Below are 20,025 nucleotides of genomic sequence, written 5' to 3'. Positions count from 1 at the left end.
AAGCGCTATGAAGGACGCTTTCATTGCAAAATTTGCAATGAAAGCGTCCTTCATAGCATCGGGAGAGGCTCAGGACTTGCGCCGCCGCCGCAGGGTGTCGAGCGCGTAGGTGCCCGGACCCACCACCGCGAACAGCAGGAAGATCCACGAGTACAGAGCGGCCATCTCGCCCTTGTTCTGTAGTGGCAGCAGCGCGTCCGGTTGATGGACGACGAAGTACGCGTAGGCCATCGTGCCCGAAAGCAGGACCGCGACCGGGCGGGTGAACAGGCCCACCAGGACCAGCAGCGAACCGACCACCTCGATCACTCCGGCGTACCAGCTCGGCCAGGTGCCGACGGGGACGGCCGGCTTGTCGAAGAGGCCCATCTTCTGCAGGCCGTGGCAGAGGAACAGGAACGAGACCACTACACGGACGACGGAGAGGGCCAGGCCTTGCCACTTGGCGGGGGTCTGGCCGAGCTCCGCACTCGTGGCGGCGGCTGTCTGGGTCATGACGCATCCTTCCGGCTCAAGGTGGTCTAAACCATTGATGTGAATGAGGATGCCGGATACCCCCATCGGTAGGGAACTTTCTTTCGGGGGGTAATTCCGTGGTATGCCCTGATTTAACAACGCCGCAATGAGTGAGAACGCGATAGAGGCCTCTTTCCTGGAATCATTCCAGGAAAGAGGCCTTGACGATTCTTGATCAGCGACGGCGGCGCAGGGTGTCGAGGGCGAAGGTGCCGGGCCCGATCGCGGCGATCAGCAGGAAGATCCAGCAGTAGAGGGTGGACAGCTCACCCATGTTCAGCAGCGGCAGCAGGCCTTCCGGCGCGTGGACGGTGAAGTAGGCGAAGGCCATGACGCCGGAGAGGATCACCGCGACCGGCCGAGTGAACAGGCCCACCAGCACCAACGCGGCGCCGACCACCTCGATGACGCTGCCATACCAGCCGGGCCAGGAGCCGAGTTCGACAGCGCCACCGGCACCGTCGACACCGCCGAAGAATCCGAATCCCTGCAAACCGTGGCAGAGGAAGAGGAACGAGACGACGATCCGGACGGCCGACTGGATCGCGCCCTGGAGCTTCGCGGTACGCGGGGTGGCGGCGGTCGTGGTGGCGGGGGTGATGGTCTGCGTCATGGTTCCGGTCCTTCCGGGAGGGTCTGTGGAGCGGCTTCTGACAACGCGTCGGACGGGTTCGACGCGAATCGACAACCCGCCGGAAAGTTTTTTCGCGGGCCGGTCACATCACCCGATCGGAGCAGCGTCAGACTGGACGCCATGGCGGGTAAGACGAGTGCCGGGATCCTGCTCTTCCGCAGGTCGGGCGAGGTGACCGAGGTGCTGCTCGGGCATATGGGCGGGCCGTTCTGGGCGAAGAAGGACGCGGGCGGCTGGTCGGTGCCCAAGGGCGAGTACGAGCCGGACGAGACGCCGGAGGCGGCCGCGCGGCGCGAGTTCACCGAGGAACTGGGGCTGCCGGCGCCGGAGGGGGAGTACCTCCCGCTGGGCGAGGTCAAGCAGTCCGGCGGAAAGGTCGTCACCGTCTGGGCGGTGGAAGGCGACCTCGACCCGGCTCAGGTCGTGCCGGGCACCTTCGAGATGGAGTGGCCGCCGCGCTCGGGCCGCACGCAGGAATTCCCGGAGGTCGACAGGGTCGCCTGGTTCGGGCTCGCCGAAGCGGAGGAGAAGCTACTCAAGGGTCAGCGCCCATTCCTCGCCCGGCTGGGTGAGCTGCTCAACGGCTAAGTAACTCGCTCAGCGGCTTGTCGGCCAGCGATCCCAGTACGAGATCGGCGTGGTCGAAGTTCAGCACCGCGGTGATCGGGTTCGGCACCGCGACGCACGTGAGTCCCGCGGCCTTCGCCGCGGTGACGCCGTGCGGTGAGTCCTCGAACGCGATCGCCTCGGACGCCGGCAGGTCCAGCGCCGCAAGTGCGGCCAGGTAGAGGTCCGGGCTCGGCTTCGCCTCGTGGAGGTCGCCGGTGAGGACGGCCTCGAACGAATCGGCAAGGCCGAGCCGGTTCAGATGCGTGGTGACCCACTCGCCGGTCGAACTCGACGCGATGGCCAGCCGGAGGCCCCGTTCCTTCGCGTCGTCGAGGTAGTCCTGGACGCCGGGACGCGGTCCCTCGGATTCCAGCAGTTCGGTGACCCTGGCGCGGACGCCGGTGCGGATCGCGAGCGTGTCGAGTTCCTCGCCGTCCTTCGCGAGCAGCTCGAACATCGCGGTGGCGGTGTTCTGCGTGCCGATCACGGTGTGCCAGACGTCCAGCGGGAGTTCGCCGCCGCGCTGCCGGAAGGTCTCTTGCCAGGCCACGAGGACGGCGGCTTCCGTGTCGACCAGCGTTCCGTCGAAGTCGAAGATCAAGGCGCCGGTCATGGGACGAGTCTATGTCTTGACTCGCTGAGTGGCACGGATTACCGTACGCATTCGTTAGGAAACTTACCAAACGAACAACGCCGCGCACCCGTCCCTCTCAACCCGCCGCCACGGATTCCCGGGGAGATCGATGTGAAGGCTCGAACCCGACTACTACCACTCGGCGCGGCGATCATCCTGTTGCCGACGCTGCTCAGCGGTAACGCGCAAGCCGCCGACGTCCTTTTGTCCCAAGGTAAACCCGTCCTCGTCTCGTCGATCGAGTCCGCCGAATACGGTGGCCCGCTGGCCGTCGACGGGAAGACCAGCACCCGCTGGGCGAGTGCTGAAGGCGCGGACCCGCAGTTCATCCGCGTCGACCTCGGCGGCCCCTCGGCCGTCAACCGGGTCAAGCTGAACTGGGAAGCGGCGTACGCCACCGCGTACAAGCTGGAGGTCTCCAACGACGGCTCGGCGTGGACTCCGGTCAAGTCCGTCACCAACGGCAACGGCGGCACCGACGACCTCACCGGTCTGTCCGCCCGCGGCCGTTACCTGCGCCTCGTCGCGACGAAGCGCGCCACCAGTTACGGCTACTCCCTTTGGGAGATGCAGGTTTACGGGACGTCGGACTCGTCCGGCGACACGCAGGCGCCTACCGCGCCCACGAACCTGAAGGCCGGTTCTGTCACCGCGTCCACTGTGGACCTGACGTGGACGGCGTCGACGGACAACGTCGGTGTCAGCGCGTACGAAATCCTCCGGAACGGTCAGGTCGTCGGCACTTCGGAAAGCGCTTCCTACACCGACTCCGGGCTGAGCGCGGCGACCGCGTACACCTACACCGTCCGGGCCAAGGACGCCGCGGGCAACACTTCGGGTGCCAGCAACCAGATCCAGGCGACCACGCAAGCGGGCGGCGGCTCGTCGTTCGTGCTGGCCGCGTCGGGCGACATCGCCGAACAGTGCACCGCGTCCTCGTCGTCGTGCATCCACCCGAAGACCGCCAACCTGGTCGGGCAGATGAACCCGGCCGCGGTGATCACCATGGGCGACAACCAGTACGACGACGCCCACATCGAGGACTTCACGAACTACTTCGACAAGACCTGGGGCAAGTACAAGAACATCATGCACCCGGTCCCCGGCAACCACGAGACCTACGACCACACCCCGCTGGGCGCTTACAAGAAGTACTTCGGCAAGATCGCGACGCCGAACGGGAAGACCTACTACAGCTGGGAAATGGGCAACTGGCATTTCGTGGCCATCGACAGCACGGAGTTCTCTCCCGGGCTGGCCGCGAACGCCGTCAGCGACGAGCAGCTGAACTGGATCAAGCAGGACCTGGCGAAGAACACCAAGCCCTGCGTCGCCACGTACTACCACCACCCGCGCTACACCTCGGGTGACCACGGCGACAACCCGAAGATGGCCACGCTCTGGCAGACCCTGGTCCAGAACAAGGTCGACCTGGTGCTCAACGGGCACGACCACCACTACGAGCGGTTCTTCCCGCAGAACGCCAGCGGGGCCAAGGATCCGAACGGGCCGGTGCAGATCATCGGCGGTGGCGGCGGGGCGTCCCTGTACCCCGTCAAGACGGAGCACCCGGCGACGGCGAAGGCGATCTCGACCTACGGCGTGCTCAAGCTGAACATGTCGGACAACGCGTTCTCGACGCAGTTGATCGGCCTCGACGGCAAGACCATCGACTCCTCGCCCACCTACACCTGCCACTGATCCACGCGATTCGGCACCTGGTTGCGGTGGTTCGTAACGCGAACCACCGCGACCAGGCACCTACTTGCGGCATCCGGCGCGCGTGAAGGAGGTTTCGGATGTACATCGCCACCGCCAGAGGAGCGGACACCGCGGCGGAGGTCCCGAAGAGCGGCATCAAACGGGCCGTCACCGGGAACGTCGTCGCGCTGGGCCTGGTCAGCCTGGTCACCGACATCTCGTCGGAGATGGTGACCGCGGTACTCCCGCTCTATCTCGTCCTCGGCCTCGGCCTGAGCCCGTTGCAGTTCGGCGTGCTCGACGGCCTCTATTCCGGCGTCACCGCCGTCGTCCGCCTCCTCGGCGGGCACCTCGCCGACCGATGGCAGCGGCTGAAGGCGGTCGCCTGTTTCGGGTACGGGCTTTCCGCGCTGGGCAAGATCGGCCTGATGCTGGCCGGTTCGTCCACCGTCGCGATCGGGGCGGTACTCGCGGCCGACCGCACCGGCAAGGGCGTCCGGACCGCGCCCCGGGACGCGCTGATCACCTTGAGCAGCGATCCCGAGCACCTCGGGCGCGCGTTCGGTGTGCACCGGGCGATGGACACCTTCGGCGCGTTTCTCGGCCCGCTGGTCGCGATGGCCGTGCTGTGGCTCAGCCTCGGCAGCTACGACTCGGTGTTCTTCACCAGCTTCTGCATCGCCGCGATCGGCGTGATCATCCTGGTGGTATTGGTCAAGGACCATCAGCCGACACCGAGAGTCGAGCGGCGGAAGGTCTCCTTGCGGGAGACCGCGGGGTTGATCCGGCAGGCGCCGTTCCGCCGTATCTGTGTCTGGGCCGCGTTGCTGGGCCTGGTCACCCTCAGTGACTCGTTCCTGTACCTCGTCCTGCAACGCCGATGGGAACTCGGCGCCGTCTTCTTCCCCTTGCTGCCCTTGGGAACCGCCGGTGTGTACCTGCTGCTCGCCGTTCCGCTGGGCAGGCTCTCGGATCGCGTCGGCCGCTGGAAGGTCTTCCTCGGCGGGCATATCGCGCTGGTCGCCGCCCTGCTGGCGTTGCTCGGACCGGTGGACGGCGGCGTGCTCGCGGTACTGGCGCTGGTACTGCACGGTGTCTTCTACGCCGCGACCGACGGTGTCCTGATGGCCGCCGCCGGGCCGCTGCTGCCCGAACACCAGCGGGCGGGCGGGCTGGCGCTGGTGCAGACCGGGCAAGCCACGACACGGATGTTCGCGTCCGTCCTTTTCGGACTCGCGTGGACGGCATGGGATCTGCACGCGGCGGTCTTGGTCGCCGCCGGAACACTGGCGGTCGTGGTCGTCGCGGCGGCCGTCGTCCGTCCACTGAGGACATACGCATGAAGACACGGATCCTGGGTGTGGTGGCGGCGGTCGTCGTCCTGATCGCGGCGGCCGTCGGGTACGGGATCCTTTCGCGGGAGCGCGGGCCGAGTGTCAACGCCGTGGCCGTGGTGTCCGGGCAACCGGTCACCGTGGAGTCTCCGGGGCAGTTGTTGTTCCGCAACACCGCTGAAGGCCCCGACTTCGGTCACCTGGCCACAGTGCCCGCGGACCGGCCCGGAGAGGTCCGGAAGGTGGCCGGACTCAGCTGCGACCGGTTCGCCGCCTCGGCGGGGACGGCGCTGTGCCTGGCCGCGCAGCCTGGCGTGCTGCCGCCGATGACCGACGTCATCGTGCTGGACAAGGACCTGCACGAGATCCGCCGCGTCGAACTGCCGGGCACGCCCAGCCGGGGCCGGGTCTCGCCCGATGGCAAGCTCGTCTACTGGACGCTGTTCGTCAACGGTGATTCCTATGCGGAGACAGGGTTTTCGACCAGGGCCGGGATCCTCGACCTGTCAAGCGGGCAGCTGCTGAAGAGTATCGAGGAGATGGCGCTGTTCCTCGACGGCAAGCAGTACTACTCGTCCGATGTGAACTACTGGGGCATCACCTTCGCCCCCGACGGCAAGCGGTTCTACGCGACCGTGGGGACCAAGGGGAAGACCTACCTCGTCGAGGCGGACTACGAGAAGTACAGCGCGAACATGATCCGGGAGAACGTCGAGTGCCCGTCACTCTCGCCGGACGGGAAGCGGATCGCTTTCAAGAAGCGGGTTTCCGCCGACCTCGCGGCGCCGTGGCGGCTGGCCGTGCTCGATCTGGCGTCCGGCAAGGAGACCTTGCTGGCCGAGACGCGCAGCGTGGACGACCAGGCCGCCTGGCTCGATGACCGGACCGTGGCTTACGGGCTGGAGTCGGGGATCTGGGCGGTTCCGGCGGACGGGAGCGGGGTGGCACGGGAGTTGGTCGCGCGGGGTGCTTCGCCGGCGGGAGTGTAGGGGGCTTGTGACGTCCAGTGGCGGTGTCGCGAAAGCCACTTTCGGGACATCAGACGTCGCGAAAGTGGCTTTCGCGACACCCGGGACGGCAGTACGTGAGTCGCGTTCAAAGGCCCAGCGCGTCCGCCTGCTCCCGGAACACGTCGTACGCCGCCGTCCCGAACAGCACGAACCGCACCAGCTCGACCGAACTGGCCCCGGCCGACAGCGTGTTCACCACCGTTTCGAGGGCGATCTCCGCGGCCGACTCGATCGGCCACCGGTAGATCCCGGTCGAGATAGCGGGGAACGCCACGGTGTGCGCGCCGAGATCGGCCGCCACGTGCAGCGAGTTCCGGTGGCAGGCCGCCAGAAGCGGGGAGCGATCTTCGGAGCCGGACCACACCGGCCCGACGGTGTGCACCACCCAGCGCGCCGGAAGGCGGCCCGCCGTGGTGGCGACCGCCTCTCCGGTCTTCAGTCCCTTGCCGTAATGCCCCGCGCGCAGCGCCCGGCATTCGGTGAGGATCTCCGGTCCGCCGCGGCGGTGGATCGCGCCGTCCACCCCGCCGCCGCCGAGCAGGGACGAGTTCGCGGCGTTGACCACGACGTCGACCTGCTGTTCGGTGATGTCGCCTTCGACCAGTTCGATCCTCATGATCGCTCCGTCAGCCGTTGAAGTACTCGATCAGTACCGGGGCCACTGCTTTCGGCTTGAGCATATGCGTCTGGCCCTCGATCGTGCGGTGCTCGGCGCCGGGGACCGCCTTCGCCAGCGCGGCGACACCGTTGCGGATCCACGCGGGACTCTTGCCGCCGTCCATGACCAGCGTCGGCACGGAAACACTCGCCCAGCGGCCCTCGGGCAACGGGGTGCCGTCGTGCAGGCCGTCGAACAACGCGGCGTCGTAACGCAGTGTCGGCGCGACCGTCTTCATTTTCGGCCAGGTGGGCATGAGCCGCATCATGAACACGACCGGAGCCGGGACACGGACGCCTTCGCGCATGAAGGTCTTGATCGCGGTGCCGGGCCGACCGGTGGCGATGGCCTTCTCCAGCCGTTCGGCGTAATCGGCCGGGACCGGCGGGCGGGTCGCGTCGACGACCAGCGGGAATTCGTAGACCGCCAGTTTCGTGATCGGCAGCCCGGCCTTCGCGGCTTCGAGGGCGAGCGCGGCGCCGGACGAGATCCCATACACGTGGGCGGTCCCGCCCGCTTCCTTGATCAGCGCCGCGATGTCCTCGACTTCACGGGCGATGGAGAACGGCTCGGTGTCGCCGCTCTCGCCGCGGCCGCGGCGGTCGTAGGTGTAGACGGTGAAATGCGGGGCGAGTTCGGCGGCCAGCGCCTTGGCCGGGCCGAATTCGCGGTGGCACAGGGCGCCGTCGACGAGGATGACGGCGGGGCCGGAGCCGGTGCGGGTGTAGGCGATGGTGGTGCCGTCTTGCGAGGTCACGGTGCTCATGGCGGGGATTCTCCTTGATGGCTTCAGCGAGTGAAACGGATGACGACGGCGGTGACCCAGCCCCAGGCCAGCAGCACGGCGGCCCAGAAGGCGAGCATCACGACGGCGTTCGCGTTGCCGGAACTGATCCCGGCGAACGAGGCGAAGAACGCGATGCCGGTGGCGCGGGAGTAGACGGCCCAGCCGCGGTGCCCCTCGCGGGAGAACCGGCTCGCGAACACGAACGTCGCGACGATCAGCGAGAGGAAACCGACCGAACCGGCGGCCATGTGCAGGACGCCCGCGGTGCTGATGGTGGCCGGGCCGGTGCCCGCCGGGAAGCCGTTGCCGGGGTCGGCCTTGAAGACCGCCGCGAACAGCAGGCTGACGCCGAAGACGCCCAGCAGTCGTGGACCCCAGACGCTGCCTCTGCCGGGCTCCAGCGTCCGGCTCAGCCCGATCGCTCCCGCGATCAGCAGGAGGCCGGACACCAGGAAGTTCGTGACCTGGATCCAGCCGGCGTCGCCGTTGCTCAGCATGCTCGCGGGGTGCTTCGTCATGTCGAAGCCGTCGCGGAGGGCGGCCTGGGTGAACGAAGTCAGGAAGTACAGCGGGCCCGAGGCGGCGCCGCAGGCGAGCAGGGCGCGGGTCGGGATCGCGACGGGGGTTCGGGTGGCGGCGATGGTCATCGTCTCGGCCTTTCGGAGCGGGGTGCGTTGGGCACAACTCTCGCTCCGAACTCTCAAGTTGTCAAGACAAAAAAAGTTGTCGGTGATGGACGTCGCGGCGCCCGGAGGCGTCGCAACTAGGGGACTACTTGCTGTTTCGCAAGGTCAGGAGGGTGATTTCGCTCGGCGCGAAGACGCGCAGCGGCGGTCCCCAGAAGCCGGTGCCGCGGCTCGTGTACAGCTGCGTGCGCTCGCCGTGGCGTGAAAGTCCGGCCAGTACGGGCTGATCGAGCCGCACCAGGAAGTGGAACGGCCAGATCTGGCCGCCGTGGGTGTGCCCTGAGATCTGGAGGTCGATGCCCGCCTCGGCGGCCTGCTTGACCTGCTTCGGCTGGTGGGCGAGCAGGACGACCGGGGTGCTCGCGGCGACGCCTTCGAGTGCGGCCGGGAGGTCGGGGCCGTGACCCGGGAGTCCCGACGCGGCGCCTGTCGGGTCGTCGATCCCGGCGAAGACGAGCGTGTCCCCGTTCTGCCGTACCGGTGCGTGCCGGTTGTGCAGCGGTTCCCAGCCGAGGTCGCGCATATGGTCGAGCCAGGCCTGCGCCTCGCCGAAGTACTCGTGGTTGCCGGTGATGTAGAACTTGCCGAGCTTCGCGCGCACCTTCCCGAGCGGCGCGACCTGACCCTCGCGTTTGGCGACCGAACCGTCGGCGAGGTCGCCCGCGTGGGCCACGACGTCGGCGTTGAGTTCGTTCACCACCTCGACGACCTTCTCCGACCACTTCGTCCGGTCCAGCGGGCCGAAGTGCGTGTCGGTGATGATCGCGAAGCGGAGCCCGTCGAGTCCGGCGCCGAGCCGGGGGAGGACGACGTCGAGCTCCTTGAGCCGCGGGACGCGCCGGGCTTCGACCATCCCGTACGCCGCCAGCGCCGCGAAGGCCGCCACGACGACGCCGGACACGATCCTCGCCGCACTGTCCACTCTGGACACTGAGAGGACGAGTCGCAGCACGTTTCCGAGTACCGACAAGGAGAACAGCAGCCAGATCAGCCCGAGGGAGAGGTCGCCGATCTTCGCCGCGAGGTCGCGCTGCCACGGCCCGTGGCCGAGGACCATGCACGCGGGCACGGCGAGCGCCGCGGCGGCGAACACGATCGTGCCGAGGACTTCGAGCGCGGCCGGGAGTTCGGGGGAGCCGACGATCGTCCACCACGGCACGCCGAACAGGAGGGCGAGAACGGCGATCAGGGCGGCGACGCGGACAAGGATGCGAGACATGATGCCGCCCAGGCTAACAGACCATTGGTCTCTACCGCGGTCTTCGCTGAGGGCGTCTCAGCTACGTCACCGGACGTACGCGAGGTGCCGCTTCACGGGCGATGCTTTGGGGGCGCCGCCGCAAGACACTCTTCGGTATGAACGAGATACGGAGGATCGAGCGCGTCGCCTACGTGACCGGTGCGCTCCTGTTCCTCAGCGGTGTGGTGCACACGATCGTGCTGATCGCGTCCGGCGATTCGTGGACCGGGCCGCTGTCGATGCGCAAGGCGGTGACGTTCGGCCTGTCGTTCGGGCTGACGCTGATCACCGTCGCCTGGGCGACGTCGTACGTCACGGTGCGGCCGCGTGTGCGGAACGTGCTGCTCGGCGTCTTCACCGGGGCGAGCGTCGTCGAGACGGCGCTGGTGAGCATGCAGGCCTGGCGCGGGGTGCCGTCGCATTTCAACTTCGAGACCGGTTTCGACAACGCGGTGTCGACGACGCTCGCGGCGGGCGGCGGCTTCATCATCCTGACGGCGGTCTCGTTCACGGCCGCGGCGATGCGCGGCGACGGGGAGACCACGCCGAGCATGCGGCTCGCGGTGCGGTTCGGGCTGATCGCGCTGCTGGTGGCGCTCGGCGCGGGCGCGGCGATGATCGCGAGCGGCGTCGTCGAGGCGCGGAGCGGGAACCCGCAGGCCGCGTACACCACCGCCGGCGCGCTGAAGCCGCTGCACGCGGTGGCGATGCACGCGATCCTCATCGTGCCGGGGCTCGCCTGGCTGCTGCGGTTCGCGGACTGGACCGAGCGGCGGCGCGTGCGGCTGGTGTGGGTGGCGATCGGCGCGTACGCCGTGCTGACCGCGGTGGTGGGGGTCGAGTCGGTGACCGGGGTTTCGCCGCTGGCGGCCTCGCCGATCGAGATGGTGACCGCGGGGGTCGCTTTGGTCGTGCTGGGCCTAAGCGGTGCGGCGGCCTTCCGTGAAGCGGTTCGTGCCCGGTCCCGGACGTTATGAACGGACCGTTCATAACAGAATTTGTTATAAACGGTCCGTTCATAACACGTCCTACTGGCCCACGTAAGCGCGCAGGTGCTGTGCCGTCAGGGTGTCACCGGAGGCGACCAGATCCGAAGGCGTCCCGGTGAACACCACCTCGCCGCCGTCCACTCCCGCGCCCGGCCCGAGGTCGACGATCCAGTCGGCGTGCGCCATCACGGCCTGGTGATGCTCGATGACCACCACCGTGTTCCCGTCGTCGACGAGCCGGTCGAGCAGGCCCAGCAACTGGTCGACGTCGGCGAGGTGCAGTCCGGTGGTCGGTTCGTCGAGGACGTAGGTCGCCGACTTCTCCGCCATCCGGATGGCCAGTTTGATCCGCTGCCGTTCCCCGCCGGACAGTGTCGTGAGCGGCTGCCCGAGCCCGAGGTAGCCGAGGCCGACGTCGGAAAGCCGGTCCAGGATCGTCCGCGCCTGCCCCGAGGTGAAGAACTCGCGCGCTTCGGCGACCGGCATCGCGAGGACTTCGCTGATGTTCTTGCCCCGCAGCTGGTAGGTCAGGACTTCGGCGGTGAAGCGTTTGCCCTCGCATTCCTCGCAGACCGTCGCCACCCCGGCCATCATCGCCAGGTCGGTGTAGATCAGCCCGATGCCCTTGCACTTCGGGCACGCGCCCTCGGAGTTCGCGCTGAACAGGGCGGCCTTGACGCCGTTGGCCTTGGCGAACGCGGCGCGGATCGGGTCGAGCAGGCCGGTGTAGGTCGCCGGGTTGCTCCGCCGCGAGCCGCGGATGGCCGACTGGTCGAGCACCACCACGTCGTCCCTTGTGGACAGTGAGCCGTGGATGAGCGAACTCTTGCCCGAACCGGCGACGCCGGTGACCACGGTCAGCACGCCGAGCGGGATGTCGACGCTGACGTCCTTCAGGTTGTGCCGCGTCGCGTTCCGGATCTGGATCTGCCCGGCGGGCGTGCGGACGTCGGACCGCAGCCGCGCGCGGTGGTCGAGGTGCCGCCCGGTCAACGTGCCGGACGCGCGCAGTCCGGCGACGTCGCCGGTGAAGCAGATCTGCCCGCCGTTCGGCCCGGCGCCGGGGCCGAGGTCGACGACGTGGTCGGCGATCTCGATCGTCTCCGGTTTGTGCTCGACCACGAGCACCGTGTTCCCCTTGTCCTTCAACAGGAGCAGCAGGCCGTTCATGCGCTGGATGTCGTGCGGGTGCAGGCCGACGGTCGGTTCGTCGAAGACGTAGGTGACGTCGGTGAGGCTGGAACCCAGGTGCCGCACCATTTTCACGCGCTGCGCCTCACCGCCCGACAGCGTCCCGGATTCGCGGTCGAGGCTCAGGTAACCCAGGCCGATCTCGACCAGCGAGTCGAGGGTGCCGCGCAGGGTCTCCATCAGCGGGCCGACCGACGGGTCGTCGAGTTTGCGGACGAAGTCGGCCAGATCGCTGATCTGCATCGCCGAACAGTCCGCGATGTTCACCCCGTCGATCTTCGAGGACAGCGCCGCCTGGTTGAGCCGGGCGCCTTCGCACGCCGGGCACTGCTTGAAGGTGACGGCCCGGTCCACGAACGTCCGGATGTGCGCCTGCATCGCCTCCTTGTCCTTCGACATGAACAGGCGCTGCACCTTCACCAGCAGACCCTCGTACGTGGTGTTCATCCCGCCGATCTTCATCTTGGTGGCGGGCTTGTGCATGAAGTCTTCCCACTGCTGCGGGGTGTAGTCCTTCAGCTTCACCGCGGGATCGACGAATCCGGCCTCCGCCAGCCCTTTCCAGTACCAGGTCTCCGGTGCGAAGTTCGGGACGGTGATCGCCCCTTCGTTGAGTGAAAGCTCCTTGTCGACAAGCTGGTCGACGTCGATCGTGGACATCCACCCGAGCCCCTCGCAATCGGGGCACATCCCCTCGGGAAGGTTGAAGCTGAACGCGCCCGACGTCCCGACGTGCGGCTGTCCCAGCCTGCTGAAGACGATCCGCAGCATCGTGTGCGCGTCGGTCGCGGTGCCGACCGTGGAGCGGGAGTTGGCCCCCATCCGCTCCTGGTCGACGACGATCGCGGCGCTCAGGTTCCGCAGCGCGTCCACGTCCGGCCGCCCGACCGGGGCCATGAACGACTGGATGAACGCGGTGTAGGTCTCGTTGATCAGCCGCTGCGATTCGGCGGCGATGGTGCCGAACACCAAGGACGACTTCCCTGAACCCGAGACACCGGTGAAGACGGTGAGACGGCGCTTGGGGATGTCGACCGAGACGTCGGCGAGGTTGTTCTCTCTTGCTCCGCGCACCTGGATCATGTCGTGGCTGTCGGCGGCCGAAGGCATGGCTCTCCCCTGGTTGGAACTCTTTAGCCTGTAAAGTGAGGGTAGCAGAGGTTAGTTTATGCTGTAAGGAGTTGGCAAGTGGTCGTCTACGCGGCTCAGGGAGACCCTCGTCGATCGATGGCCCTGCTCTGGCGCACGGAGTCGCCGGACGTCGAGCGCCCCGGCCCCAAGCCGGGCCTTTCGGTGGAGCTGATCGTCGAAACCGCCGTCGAGATCGCGGACGCCGACGGCATGGCGGGTCTCTCGATGCGGGCCGTCGGCGACCGGCTCGGCCGCACCGCCATGGCGCTCTACACCTATGTCCCGAGCAAGAGTGAATTGCTCGACCTCATGTACGACAAGGCCCTCGCCGAACTGTCGGCCTCCTACGACGGGGACGACTGGCGGGCCGACGCCGCGCGGTGGGCCGAGGATCTCTGGGCCTTCTACCTGCGGCATCCCTGGGTGTTGCAGGTCTCGCAGGCGCGGCCGGTGCTGGGGCCGAACGAGTACGTCGTCCTCGAGGCGCTGGTGAAGATCCTGCGCCGGACCGGATTGCGGCCGGCGGTGCTGCGACGGCTGGTCAGCGCGCTGTACTCGTGCGTGCGCGAGCCCGCCAGGACGGCCTCGGAGTCGAGGCAGGCGGAGAAGGTGACAGGGCAGTCCGACGACGAGTGGTGGTACGAGCGCTCCGCCTATCTGCGGGAGGTGTCGCCGGATTTCGCCGAGCGGTTCCCGACGCTGACCTGGATGGAGGGCGAGCACGCGTTCCGGATGGAGGACGAGACGGTGTCCTATCTGGAGCAGGAGGCGAGGGAGGCCTTCGAGCTCTCGCTGTCCGTACTCCTGGACGGGATCGAAGTCACGATGAAAGCGGAGTAGCCTTCTCCGCATGCCCAGTGATTTCGCCTTGAAGACCATGAACGCCGTCCACCGCGTCATCCAGAAGGTCAGCGGCGGCCGTGCCGGCTGGCAGGTCGCCGGGATGACCGTCCTGGAGCTGACCACCATCGGCCGCAAATCCGGCCAGCCGCGCACCGTGCTGCTGACCTCGCCGCTGCGCGAGGGCGACGCGTACGTCATCGTGGCCTCCCGCGGTGGCGACGACCAGCACCCGGCGTGGTTCCTCAACCTGCGCGACAACCCCGACGTCCAGGTCACGCTGAAGGGTGAGGCTGCCCGGCCGATGGTCGCGAGCGTCGCCGACGCCGAGCAGCGCGCCCGGCTGTGGCCCAAGATCACGGCGGACTTCAAGAACTACGCGCAGTACCAGACCAAGACCGAGCGGGAGATCCCCGTGGTGCTGCTGTCGCCCAAGGCGTAAGTACGGGTAGGGCTTCAGCCTCCGCGTGACGCCCCGGCATCCCCCGCACGGGCCGGGTCCATCGGCCCTACCGGCGAGTCGGTAAGCCAGGGACCGTTGTTCTCGACGAAGTACACGAAGAGAACGCGGGGATGCCGATGTCCGACACCTTGGGTCTCGAGACGCTCGACCGCGAGCAGTGCCTGTCACTGCTCGCGGGTGCCGGGCTCGGCCGGGTGGTGTTCACCTCCCGCGCCCTGCCGGCGATCCAGCCCGCCCGGTTCGCGCTCCACCACGGTGCGATCGTGGTCCGGACCCCGTCACAGAGCGCGTTGTTCGCCGGGATACTCGACAGTGTGGTGGCGTTCGCCGTCGACGAGTTCGCCGCGGACCTGGGGACCGGCTGGTTCGTCACCGTCCTCGGCCGCGTCTCCGAGGTGCGTGACCCGATCGTGATCGCCGAGCTCGCGACCTACCCGCTCGGCTGCTGGACTGGGCAAACGGACGCCCGCTATCTCCGGATCCCGATCGAGTCGGTCACCGGTCGGAGGATCCTCTGCGTGTGCGGTAACGAAGCACTGTCCGTGATCGACGCACCAGATGAGCGATCCGGGCGCGTTTGTCACTCCTGACTCCATTGCCCGGGGAGTTACTCCGGGACGGTGACGCCAGTGCGGCGGGTGAGTGCGGCGAGTGACGCCAAGGCGCCGAGGATTCTGGACGCGGTGGCGGGGATCGCCCATGATCTCAGCCTCTCCGACGTCCTGCGGCGCATGGTCGAATCCGCCTGCGAGCTGACCGGTGCGCCGTTCGGCGCGCTGAGCGTGCTGGATTCGGAAGAGTTCATCCGGTTCGGCGACGCGTGGAAGACCCCGCCGTCCGAGGACGAGTCCCGCGTGATGCCCATCCGGATGCGCGGCCGCATCTTCGGGATGCTGTACCTCGCCCGCAAGCCGGACGGCGAGGAGTTCACCGAATCCGAAGAAGACCTGCTCGTCGCGCTCACCGCGGCGGCCGGTGTGGTGATCGAGAACGCGACGCTGTTCGACCAGGTACAGCGGCGCGAACGCTGGCTCGAGGCGTCTTATCACGTCACCGGCGCGCTTCTGACCGACCAGGACCTGACAGCGACCCTGCACCTGATCGCCGAACGCGCCCGCGTCGTCGCCGGTGGCACCGCCGGCGCGGTGGCCCGTCCGCGTGGCGACGGGCAGCTGGTCTTCGAGATCGTCGAGCCGCCGGGGCCCGACGCGGACCGGCTCGCCGGGATCACCGTGCCGACCGAGGGCACCGCGACCGGGATGGCGTTCACCACCGGAAAACCCGTCGTGGTCCGGGACTACGGCGAGAAGGTGGTCGAGTTCCAGGGTGAACACGGCGCAGTGATGCCCGCGGTGATCAAGGATCTCGACTCCACGGTCGCCGTCCCGCTGATCGTCGGCGAGGAGAAACTCGGTGTCCTGCTGGTGGCGAAGTTCCGCGACAAGACCCCGTTCTCCGCCTACGACGTCCAGCTCGCCGAGACCTTCGCCGCGCACGCCGCGCTCGCGGTCGAATTCGCCCGCGCGCAACAGGACCGGCAGCGGCTGGCCGTCTTCGAGGATCGCGACCGGATCGCCCGCGACCTGCACGACCTGGTGATCCAGCGGCTGTTCGCGATCGGGCTCGGCCTGGAGGGACTCAGCAGGCTCACGGCCGAAACCGCCGTCGCCGATCGCGTGAGCAATTTCGCGCACGAGATCGACCGCACGATCCGCGAGATCCGCAACAGTATCTTTTCGTTGCAGGAACCGGCCGAGGCGCAGGGCAGTCTCCGGTCGGAGTTGCTGCGCGTGGCGCTCGACGCGGGCTGCGCGTCCGAACCCCGGGTCGGGTTCGACGGGCCGCTCGATTCAGCGGTGCCGGACACGGTCCGTTCGGACCTCATCGCGACCCTGCGCGAAGCACTGTCCAATGTGGTCAGACATGCCGAGGCGACGTCGGTCTCGGTCGACGTCTCGGTCGACCGCGACGGGCGGTGGCTGGAGCTTTCGGTGGTGGACGACGGGATCGGCATGCCCGCCGAACCCGGCCATCGCAGCGGGGTGGCGAACCTCGCCGAACGCGCGGCCCGCTGGAACGGGTCGTTCAGCGTCGAGGCGAGGCCGGACGGCGGGACGAGGCTCGACTGGTCGGTGGAACTGCCGGCCCGACAGGGGAGTGTGGGATGACGATTTCGGTGTTCCTGCTGGACGATCACGAACTCGTCCGCACCGGGCTGAAGACCGTCTTCGAGGCCGAGGACGATCTCACGGTGGTCGGCGAGGCGTCCACGGCAGCCGAGGCGCTCGTCCGGATCCCCGCCGTCAAACCGCAGGTCGCGGTGCTCGACGTCCGGCTGCCGGACGGCGGGGGGATCAGTGTCTGCCGCGAGATCAGGGCGGCCGTCGATCCGCCGCCCGCCTGCCTGATGCTGACGTCGTACTCGGACGACGACGCGTTGTTCGGCGCGATCATGGCCGGTGCGGCCGGATACATGCTCAAGCAGGTCTCCGGTGGCGCGCTCGTGAAGGCCGTCCGCACGGTCGCCGCGGGCGGATCACTGCTGGACAGCACGCTGACGGCGTCGGTGATGAACCGCCTGCGCGGCGACAACGACGATCACCCGGACCCGCGATACGAACAGCTGAGCCCGCAGGAGCGGCGGGTGCTCGACCACATCGCCGACGGGCTGACCAACCGCCAGATCGCGGAAAAGCTGTTCCTGGCGGAGAAAACGGTCAAGAACTACGTGTCGTCCCTGCTGCACAAGCTCGGCTTCGAACGCCGCACCGCCGCTGCCGTCTACGCCTCTCAACGCCGCAAGCCGTCCTCTTAGAAGAGCGTGATCCCGTCGGCGAAACCGGGATCCTCACGCAGCACCCGGCGAAGTTCGTTGAGCGCCCGGTGCTGAGTGACGCGCACCGCGCCCGCACTCGCCATGCCCAGCGTGCAGGCGGTCTCTTCGGCACTGAACCCGAGGACCACGCGGAGCACCAGTACATCCCGCTGCTTCGCCGAAAGCACCTTGAACAACCGTGACAGTTCGCGGCCGCGCTCGGCCTTCTCGACCTCATCGAACGTCGGGTTCCACGCCCCGTCCTGCTCAGGTTCCGGATCCGACACCGGTGCGGAGGGATCGCGGGCGAGGTTCCGGCGGACGTCGGCGACCTTGTGTGAGGCGATCCCGAAGACGTACGGCAGGAAGCTGTTGTCCCGGTAGTTGTAGCGCGGCAACGCGACAAGGACGGCCATCAGGACCTCCTGTGCGCAATCCTCGGCGTTGGAGATGCCGCGCGTCGGTCCGCCCAGTTTGCCGAGGCAGTACCGGAACACGATCGGCCGGAGAAGCGTCAGCAGGCTCCCGATGGCCCGCCGGTCACCACTGATCGCCGCGCGGATCATCTCGCCGTCCGGCTCTCCCGGCCGGGGCACGTACGTCGGACGCACGGCTTCGGACACGGTCATCACGCCGGATGGGCCGTTCTCGGTGCGTACCTGTGTGTTCCCATCGTCCCCACCTCCCGAAAGCCCCCAGCTCTGTTTGGCCCTGCCGACGTTACGGAGCGCGTTCGCGGGTCACACCGGTACAGCAGCCCGGAGTAGTCGGGTCTTTAGGCCCTGGTGTGCCCTTGCTATGGACTTTCGCCAGATTGGTCTAGACAATTAACCCAGCGCGGCGGCAGGCCGCCCATGATCGGAGAGGAATCGCGATGAGGCGTTCCAGATCCCTGGCTCTTCTGGCCGTTATGGTGCTCACCTTCGCCGGTTTGATCACCGGTGGCGGCACCGCGAGCGCGGCCAACCTGCTCCTCAATCCCGGCTTCGAGGCAGGCTCGACGTCCGGCTGGTCCTGTGCGGCGGGCGCGGCCGTGACCACGCCGGTCCGTTCGGGCGGTTACGCCGTTTCGGTCACGCCCGGCTCGACGACCGGGAAATGCGCACAGACGGTGTCCGTCAAGCCGAACACGACCTACGCGGTTTCCGCATGGGTGAACGGGAACCCGGTGTACCTCGGGGTCACGGGCGGGCCGTCGACCTGGACCGCCGCGACCTCGTACACGCAGCTTTCGCTGTCGTTCACGACGTCGGCCACGCAGACGACGGCGGAGGTGTACGTCCACGGCTGGTACGGGTCCGGCACCTTCTACGCGGACGACATAACCCTCGACGGGCCGGGCGGCGGGGCCCCGGGAGCGCCTCCGGCGCCGGGAAATCCGGCTGTGGGCACGGTGACGAACTCGTCGATCGCGCTCTCGTGGGGAGCCTCGGCGGGCACGGTGACCGGGTACCGCGTGTACGAAGGTGGGAAGGTGGTCGCGACGGTGACCGGGACGTCGGCCACCGTGTCCGGGCTGACGGCCTGTTCGTCGCACAGTTTCTCGGTGGCCGCGTACAACACCGCGGGTGAATCGCCGAAGACCACGGAGGCGGGCGCCACCACCAGCGGCTGCGTCGACACCGGGCTGCCGAAGCACGCGCTGATCGGTTACCTGCACGCGAGTTTCGCCAACGGCTCTGGCTACACGCGGATGGCGGACGTCCCGGCGGCGTGGGACATCGTCAACCTCGCCTTCGGTGAACCGACTTCGGTGACCTCCGGCGACATCCGCTTCACCCGCTGCCCCGTGGCGGAATGCCCGACCGTGGAAAGCGACGCGGACTTCATCGCCGCGATCCGGGCGAAGCAGGCGCAGGGCAAGAAGGTCCTGATCTCCATCGGCGGGCAGAACGGTCAGGTCCAGCTGACCACGACCGCGGCGCGTGACGCTTTCGTCAGCTCGGTCTCCGCGATCATCGACCGCTACGGGTTGAACGGGCTCGACATCGACTTCGAGGGACACTCGCTGTACCTCAACTCCGGTGACAACGATTTCCGCAACCCGACCACACCGGTGATCGTCAACCTCATTTCGGCACTGAAGACGCTGAAAGCCAAGTATGGCGCGGGATTCGTCCTCACGATGGCACCCGAGACGTTCTTCGTGCAGACCGGATACCAGTACTACGGCGGACTCGGCGGCGCCGACAACCGGACGGGTTCGTACCTGCCGGTGATCCACGCGATGCGGGACGCGCTGACCGTGCTGCACGTCCAGGACTACAACTCCGGGCCGGTGATGGGCCTGGACAACCAGTACCACTTCATGGGCGGCGCGGACTTCCACATCGCGATGACGGATATGGTGAAGGCCGGGTTCACCGTGGCTTCGACCGGGTTCCGCTTCCCGGGGCTGCGTGAGGACCAGATCGCGTTCGGCCTGCCAGCCGCGGTGAGCGCGGGCAACGGGCACACCGCGCCGGCGGCGGTGCATTCGGCGTTGAACTGCCTGGTGAAGAACTCCGGTTGCGGGTCGTACACCTTGCGCGGCGGTGCTTCGCCGGCGTTGCGCGGGCTGATGACGTGGTCGATCAACTGGGACCGGTACTACGGCTGGGAATTCCAGAACAGCCACGAACCGTTCCTGAACGCCCTTCCCTGATCCCGCAATTCGTCCTCTAGTGTCGCGCGTCTGATGTTCGTTGACGGGTGGCGTGGGGCAGGATTTCGTCGGCGGTCTTGGTCCAGGTGAACGGGTGGCAGCGGTTGTTCCAGCCGTCGATGAAGGCGCGGATCGCGGTGACG

20 protein-coding genes and 1 pseudogene are annotated in these 20,025 nt (G+C 67.8%); 11 read left to right on the top strand and 10 right to left on the bottom strand.

The window, feature by feature from the left end:
- Window positions 1–69: 69 nt before the first annotated feature.
- Together ACLARN_RS24545 and ACLARN_RS24540 are read right to left on the bottom strand one after the other, a co-directional pair.
- The gene (locus ACLARN_RS24545) at window positions 70–495 is read right to left on the bottom strand and encodes a DoxX family protein (RefSeq protein ID WP_409493812.1); all 426 of its coding nucleotides are present in this window, start codon (window positions 493–495) and stop codon (window positions 70–72) included.
- 196 nt (window positions 496–691) lie between these two features.
- Window positions 692–1,129, bottom strand: coding sequence for a DoxX family protein (locus tag ACLARN_RS24540; RefSeq protein WP_409493811.1), 438 nt, complete (start codon window positions 1,127–1,129; stop codon window positions 692–694).
- 141 nt (window positions 1,130–1,270) lie between these two features.
- Here ACLARN_RS24540 and ACLARN_RS24535 point away from each other — a divergent pair, with 141 nt between their 5' ends.
- Complete coding sequence (locus ACLARN_RS24535) at window positions 1,271–1,738, top strand: NUDIX domain-containing protein (protein WP_409493810.1); 468 nt, start codon at window positions 1,271–1,273, stop codon at window positions 1,736–1,738.
- On the opposite strand, the gene ACLARN_RS24530 is transcribed toward ACLARN_RS24535, so the two are convergent.
- Window positions 1,728–2,372 carry an HAD-IA family hydrolase gene (locus tag ACLARN_RS24530; RefSeq protein WP_409493809.1) on the bottom strand — a complete coding sequence of 215 codons (645 nt, stop codon included), beginning with the start codon at window positions 2,370–2,372 and terminating at the stop codon, window positions 1,728–1,730. The genes ACLARN_RS24535 and ACLARN_RS24530 overlap by 11 nt on opposite strands.
- Window positions 2,373–2,504: 132 nt before the next feature.
- On the opposite strand from ACLARN_RS24530, the gene ACLARN_RS24525 reads away from it, so the two are divergent.
- The 3 genes from ACLARN_RS24525 to ACLARN_RS24515 all read left to right on the top strand — a co-directional run bounded on the left by ACLARN_RS24525 (window position 2,505) and on the right by ACLARN_RS24515 (window position 6,417).
- Window positions 2,505–4,094, top strand: coding sequence for a discoidin domain-containing protein (locus ACLARN_RS24525; protein ID WP_409493808.1), 1,590 nt, complete (start codon window positions 2,505–2,507; stop codon window positions 4,092–4,094).
- A 98-nt stretch (window positions 4,095–4,192) separates the two neighbouring features.
- A complete protein-coding gene (locus ACLARN_RS24520; RefSeq protein WP_409493807.1) occupies window positions 4,193–5,437 on the top strand; it encodes an MFS transporter in 1,245 nt (414 codons plus the stop codon).
- Window positions 5,434–6,417, top strand: coding sequence for a TolB family protein (locus ACLARN_RS24515; RefSeq protein WP_409493806.1), 984 nt, complete (start codon window positions 5,434–5,436; stop codon window positions 6,415–6,417). Before ACLARN_RS24520 ends, ACLARN_RS24515 begins: the two co-directional genes overlap by 4 nt.
- Window positions 6,418–6,523: 106 nt before the next feature.
- Here ACLARN_RS24515 and ACLARN_RS24510 read toward each other — a convergent pair whose 3' ends face one another.
- The 4 genes from ACLARN_RS24510 to ACLARN_RS24495 form a co-directional block, all read right to left on the bottom strand.
- Complete coding sequence (locus tag ACLARN_RS24510; protein ID WP_409493805.1) at window positions 6,524–7,054, bottom strand: O-acetyl-ADP-ribose deacetylase; 531 nt, start codon at window positions 7,052–7,054, stop codon at window positions 6,524–6,526.
- A 10-nt stretch (window positions 7,055–7,064) separates the two neighbouring features.
- On the bottom strand, window positions 7,065–7,862 hold the full coding sequence (locus ACLARN_RS24505; RefSeq protein WP_409493804.1) for an alpha/beta fold hydrolase: 798 nt from the start codon (window positions 7,860–7,862) through the stop codon (window positions 7,065–7,067).
- Between the two features lie 23 nt (window positions 7,863–7,885).
- Window positions 7,886–8,530 (bottom strand): DUF998 domain-containing protein, encoded by a 645-nt coding sequence (locus ACLARN_RS24500; protein ID WP_409493803.1) that lies wholly within the window; start codon window positions 8,528–8,530, stop codon window positions 7,886–7,888.
- Window positions 8,531–8,654: 124 nt separating this feature from the next.
- On the bottom strand, window positions 8,655–9,788 hold the full coding sequence (locus tag ACLARN_RS24495) for a metallophosphoesterase (RefSeq protein ID WP_409493802.1): 1,134 nt from the start codon (window positions 9,786–9,788) through the stop codon (window positions 8,655–8,657).
- 137 nt (window positions 9,789–9,925) lie between these two features.
- Between ACLARN_RS24495 and ACLARN_RS24490 the strand changes: the two genes are divergently transcribed.
- Window positions 9,926–10,786, top strand: a complete 861-nt coding sequence (locus ACLARN_RS24490; protein ID WP_409493801.1) for a hypothetical protein — start codon at window positions 9,926–9,928, stop codon at window positions 10,784–10,786.
- 51 nt (window positions 10,787–10,837) lie between these two features.
- Here ACLARN_RS24490 and ACLARN_RS24485 read toward each other — a convergent pair whose 3' ends face one another.
- Window positions 10,838–13,099: an ATP-binding cassette domain-containing protein gene (locus ACLARN_RS24485; protein ID WP_409493800.1), complete on the bottom strand. Its 2,262-nt coding sequence runs from the start codon at window positions 13,097–13,099 to the stop codon at window positions 10,838–10,840.
- A gap of 78 nt (window positions 13,100–13,177) precedes the next feature.
- Between ACLARN_RS24485 and ACLARN_RS24480 the strand changes: the two genes are divergently transcribed.
- From ACLARN_RS24480 to ACLARN_RS24460, 5 genes are all read left to right on the top strand, one after another.
- Window positions 13,178–13,960: a TetR/AcrR family transcriptional regulator gene (locus ACLARN_RS24480; protein ID WP_409493799.1), complete on the top strand. Its 783-nt coding sequence runs from the start codon at window positions 13,178–13,180 to the stop codon at window positions 13,958–13,960.
- A 10-nt stretch (window positions 13,961–13,970) separates the two neighbouring features.
- Window positions 13,971–14,402: a nitroreductase family deazaflavin-dependent oxidoreductase gene (locus ACLARN_RS24475; RefSeq protein ID WP_409493798.1), complete on the top strand. Its 432-nt coding sequence runs from the start codon at window positions 13,971–13,973 to the stop codon at window positions 14,400–14,402.
- Window positions 14,403–14,533: 131 nt separating this feature from the next.
- Window positions 14,534–15,013: a pyridoxamine 5'-phosphate oxidase family protein gene (locus ACLARN_RS24470; protein ID WP_409493797.1), complete on the top strand. Its 480-nt coding sequence runs from the start codon at window positions 14,534–14,536 to the stop codon at window positions 15,011–15,013.
- 30 nt (window positions 15,014–15,043) lie between these two features.
- Window positions 15,044–16,591: a GAF domain-containing protein gene (locus ACLARN_RS24465; RefSeq protein WP_409493796.1), complete on the top strand. Its 1,548-nt coding sequence runs from the start codon at window positions 15,044–15,046 to the stop codon at window positions 16,589–16,591.
- Window positions 16,588–17,238 carry a response regulator gene (locus ACLARN_RS24460; protein ID WP_409493795.1) on the top strand — a complete coding sequence of 217 codons (651 nt, stop codon included), beginning with the start codon at window positions 16,588–16,590 and terminating at the stop codon, window positions 17,236–17,238. The genes ACLARN_RS24465 and ACLARN_RS24460 overlap by 4 nt, the downstream gene beginning before the upstream one ends.
- Here ACLARN_RS24460 and ACLARN_RS24455 read toward each other — a convergent pair.
- Window positions 17,235–17,867 carry a sigma-70 family RNA polymerase sigma factor gene (locus tag ACLARN_RS24455; protein ID WP_409493794.1) on the bottom strand — a complete coding sequence of 211 codons (633 nt, stop codon included), beginning with the start codon at window positions 17,865–17,867 and terminating at the stop codon, window positions 17,235–17,237. The genes ACLARN_RS24460 and ACLARN_RS24455 overlap by 4 nt on opposite strands.
- Window positions 17,868–18,112: 245 nt before the next feature.
- On the opposite strand from ACLARN_RS24455, the gene ACLARN_RS24450 reads away from it, so the two are divergent.
- The gene (locus ACLARN_RS24450) at window positions 18,113–19,882 is read left to right on the top strand and encodes a chitinase (protein WP_409493793.1); all 1,770 of its coding nucleotides are present in this window, start codon (window positions 18,113–18,115) and stop codon (window positions 19,880–19,882) included.
- Window positions 19,883–19,898: 16 nt separating this feature from the next.
- Here the strand turns inward: ACLARN_RS24450 and ACLARN_RS24445 are convergent.
- Window positions 19,899–20,025 (bottom strand): annotated as a pseudogene (locus ACLARN_RS24445) (IS630 family transposase); the annotation flags it as partial.

It is taken from the genome of Amycolatopsis sp. cmx-11-12, assembly GCF_046269425.1.
GTDB lineage: Bacteria > Actinomycetota > Actinomycetes > Mycobacteriales > Pseudonocardiaceae > Amycolatopsis.
Note: the sequence above shows the minus strand (reverse complement) of the source record. Positions and strands in the feature narration are given on the sequence as shown.